This is a genomic window from Williamwhitmania sp., from assembly GCA_035529935.1.
Classification (GTDB): Bacteria; Bacteroidota; Bacteroidia; order Bacteroidales; family Williamwhitmaniaceae; genus Williamwhitmania.
Genome location: DATKVT010000022.1, coordinates 1 through 3,472, shown reverse-complemented (window position 1 = coordinate 3,472; position 3,472 = coordinate 1). Strand labels below are relative to the sequence as shown.

Genomic DNA, 3,472 nt, shown 5'->3' with positions numbered 1-3,472 from the left:
GCTATGGCGGCGGGGTACCACCCCTTCCCATTCCGAACAGGGCCGTTAAGCCCGCCAGCGCCGATGGTACTGCCGCAAGGTGGGAGAGTAGGCCGCCGCCGGTTTTTTGTCCCGAGCTCAACTGAGCTCGGGACTTTTTTTTGCTCCATACTCACCAATGCAACAAATTGTAATCTTTTACAATAACTAATCTTTGGTCTCCAACATCATCTGTTTGGAACTAAGCCTAATTACATTGCTTCTTTATATTTATCTTTGCTTCAGTAAAAGTCAACAATTGAAGACCTTTCATACAATTATAATTGGCGGTGGCCCTGCTGGCCTATTCACAGCAATTTCTGTCGGACGAAGTGACACCCTGCTACTTGAGAAGAATTCTCAGCTAGGGAAGAAACTGCTTATTGCGGGATCTGGGCGCTGCAACATTACTCATGCAGGCGCTATTAACGACTTTTTTAATCGTTATGGTGAGCATGGCAAATTTCTTAAAAGTGCTCTAAAGGAGTTTACTAATGTAGATATTGTTAACTTCTTTAGTAAGCATGGATTGAATACTGTTGTTGATAAAAACGATAAGATATTTCCTGTAACTGACAGGGCTGAAGACGTTCTTTCGTGCCTCATGACAGCGTGTTTACATCTCTCTGTAAATATTAATGTAGAGTCCAGTGTAGTATCTGTCTCAAAAAGCGATGATCTATTTAATGTTGTTACTGACTCCGACACGTTTCACTGTAATAATTTGGTGATTGCAACCGGAGGTGCATCTTATCCGACTACAGGGTCCACCGGTGATGGGTATTCATTTGCAAAATGTTTTGGACACACTATTGTTGATCCCAAGCCTGCATTAACTCCTGTTTTTGTAAAAAAATATGAGTTAGCTAATTTGGCTGGCGTATCGCTTCATGATGTTTCAATTGGTCTCTACCGTAAAGACAGAAAAATTGCTGAACGAAGAGGAGATTTAGGATTTACTCATAAAGGAATAAGTGGTCCTGGTATTATTGATTTTTCGAGAAGTTTTGAGGTTGGGGATGTCTTAAAGGTTAATATTATTGGCTGTAATGAGGATCATTTTAGGCAACAATTCATTGACGCTTCAGCACGGCAGGGTAATATGACTATCCAAACGCTACTACGAAACTATAATTTGCCAAAAAGTTTAATGCGTATTGTGTTGGAGGAGATTGGCATTGAAGCGAGTGATTTTCTGTCAAATATTAACGCGCAAAAACGCACACAACTTGTTGTTTTACTTTGTTCGTATCCCTTTGAAATTGAGCGAGTAGGTAGTTTTAAAGTTGCAATGACCACTGCAGGGGGTGTGAACTTACATGAGGTTGATCTGAAAACTATGATGTCTAAACTTGTCCCAAATCTATATTTTGCTGGTGAAGTGTTGGATATTGACGGCGATACTGGCGGATATAATATTCAAGCAGCTTTTTCAACGGGGCATTTGGTTGGCAAAACCATTCGACTAAAGAGTTAGGCTGCTACTGATCTGGTAAAGATTAAAGCAAAAGAGGGATCACAACGATCCCTCTTTTGCTATGTATGTTTATTGGAGTTGATTTACATGATGTTTTCAAGATTATTTTTGTTGTTTGGGTTTTTGCCCTCCTGCGTGAAAAGGTAGGTAATAGTATCGGCATAGTGCTTTTCAATCTTGCCTCTGACGATCTTCATGGTGGAGTTTACCATCTGGTTATGCTCAGTAAATGGCTCCCGAAGAATTGCAAAAGTGGCTGGCATCCACCGCTCTGGAAACATATCTTCCAACTCACCACCCTTTTTGAACCGATTAATTTCCTGCTGAATTTTTTCAATGGCTGCCGACGCTGCTTCGGGCGAACCCAAAGTGTGCCCCTCAGCTATGACATGCCGTTTTAAGGCCTCCCTGTTTGGCGAAATTAGGGCGATAGTGTAGGGATTTTGATTGTTGTGAAGCATAACCTGGTCGATATACTTTGAATACTCAACCATGGCTTCCTCTATTCCTTCAGGGCTGTATTTCTCTCCATCGCTGGCAATAAGAAGGCTTTTAAACCTGCCCATTACATATAGGAAGCCATCGCTATCCATGTAGCCAAGATCTCCGGTGAATAGCCAACCATTTTTAAGTGCTTCGTTGGTGGCCTTTTCATTTTTCCAGTAACCCACCATTACATTTTCACCTTTGATGATAATTTCACCCTTTTGACCCGCAGGCAGCTCGTTGCCCTTCTCGTCAATAATTTTTAGTTCCAATGGCTTTACTAGGAAACCTGATGAGCCAAGCTTATGGCGCTTCAGCGAGTTGGATGAGATAATTGGTGTCGCCTCTGAAAGTCCATAACCCTGAAACATTGGGATTCCGATGGCATAGAAGAAACGCTGCAGTTCAATGTCGAGAAGTGCTCCTCCTCCAATAAAGAACTTAAGTTTACCCCCAAAGTTCTCACGGATTTTTGAGAATAGAATTTTATCGTACACCCAAATGATTGGCTTGTAGAGCAATGCTGACATCTTGGATTTATTATATCCTTCGCGGTTATGGGCATAGCACACTTTGAGCGCATGGTTAAACAACTTTTCCACCATTGGCCCTTTTGCTCGAATGCCACTTTCAATGTTTTTTCTAAAATTTTTGGCGAGGGCGGGAACACTCAGTAGAAGATTTGGCTTTATTTCCTTTATGTTTAATGGAATGTTTTTTAGTGTTTCCAAAGGACTTTTCCCCGTTTGAACAGTAGCGACGCTAGCTCCTTTTGCCATAAAAGAGTAAAAGCCTGCTACGTGTGCAAAGCAGTGGTCGAGTGGCAAAATAATGAGTGTTCGAAAACTTGTTGGAATTTCCATCAGGGTTAGTGCCTGCTCAACGTTGGCCGTGTAATTCCTGTGAGAAAGAATGATACCCTTTGGATCAGCTGTAGTTCCGGAGGTATAGCTTATGTTGGCGTAGTCATCTGGTTTTACCTTTGATTTAGCTATCTCAAGTTGGTCCTTTCCATTTGCAAGAATCTTGTCACCATTCCGAAGTAGCTCCGTAAGCACTATCTCCTTCTCCTGTAAGTTTTCAATTTCATCAAGGAGAATGATAGCTTTGATTTGGGGTAGATTTTTTTTGATGGCCCTAATCTTTGCGAGTTGGTTGGCAGAGCAAACAATTATTGACGTTTCCGAATGCTCGATCCGGAATTGTAACTCGTTGCTTTCCTCCAACTTAATTGAAAGAGGAACGTTAATGGCTCCAGTATATAAAATAGCTAACTCGCTTATTATCCATAGGTTTCTACCCTCAGAAAGCAAGGCAACTCTATCTCCATGATTTACTCCAAGATGCAGTAGTCCTGTAGCAAAGCGCTCTACCTCTTTTTGGGTATCGTGAAAGGTTGTTGCTACAAAAGCCCCGTTTCTCTTTTCCCACAAAAACGGATTGTTCTTAAATTTATTGACACTCTCCTCAAAGAGTTCGATGATGGTCCTC

At 41.6% G+C, this 3,472-nt stretch carries 2 protein-coding genes and 1 rRNA gene; 2 read left to right on the top strand and 1 reads right to left on the bottom strand.

All coding sequences use genetic code 11. The features are described 5' to 3' along the window. Both rrf and VMW01_01455 read left to right on the top strand, forming a co-directional pair. Positions 1-104 (top strand): 5S ribosomal RNA (gene rrf, locus VMW01_01460); the annotation flags it as partial. Positions 105-214: 110 nt separating this feature from the next. Beyond that, entirely contained in the window at positions 215-1,495 is a 1,281-nt protein-coding gene (locus tag VMW01_01455; GenBank protein ID HUW04901.1) for an NAD(P)/FAD-dependent oxidoreductase, read from the top strand. An 83-nt stretch (positions 1,496-1,578) separates the two neighbouring features. Here VMW01_01455 and VMW01_01450 read toward each other — a convergent pair. Continuing rightward, the coding region (locus VMW01_01450) for an AMP-binding protein (GenBank protein HUW04900.1) at positions 1,579-3,472 on the bottom strand (1,894 nt) is incomplete at its 5' end.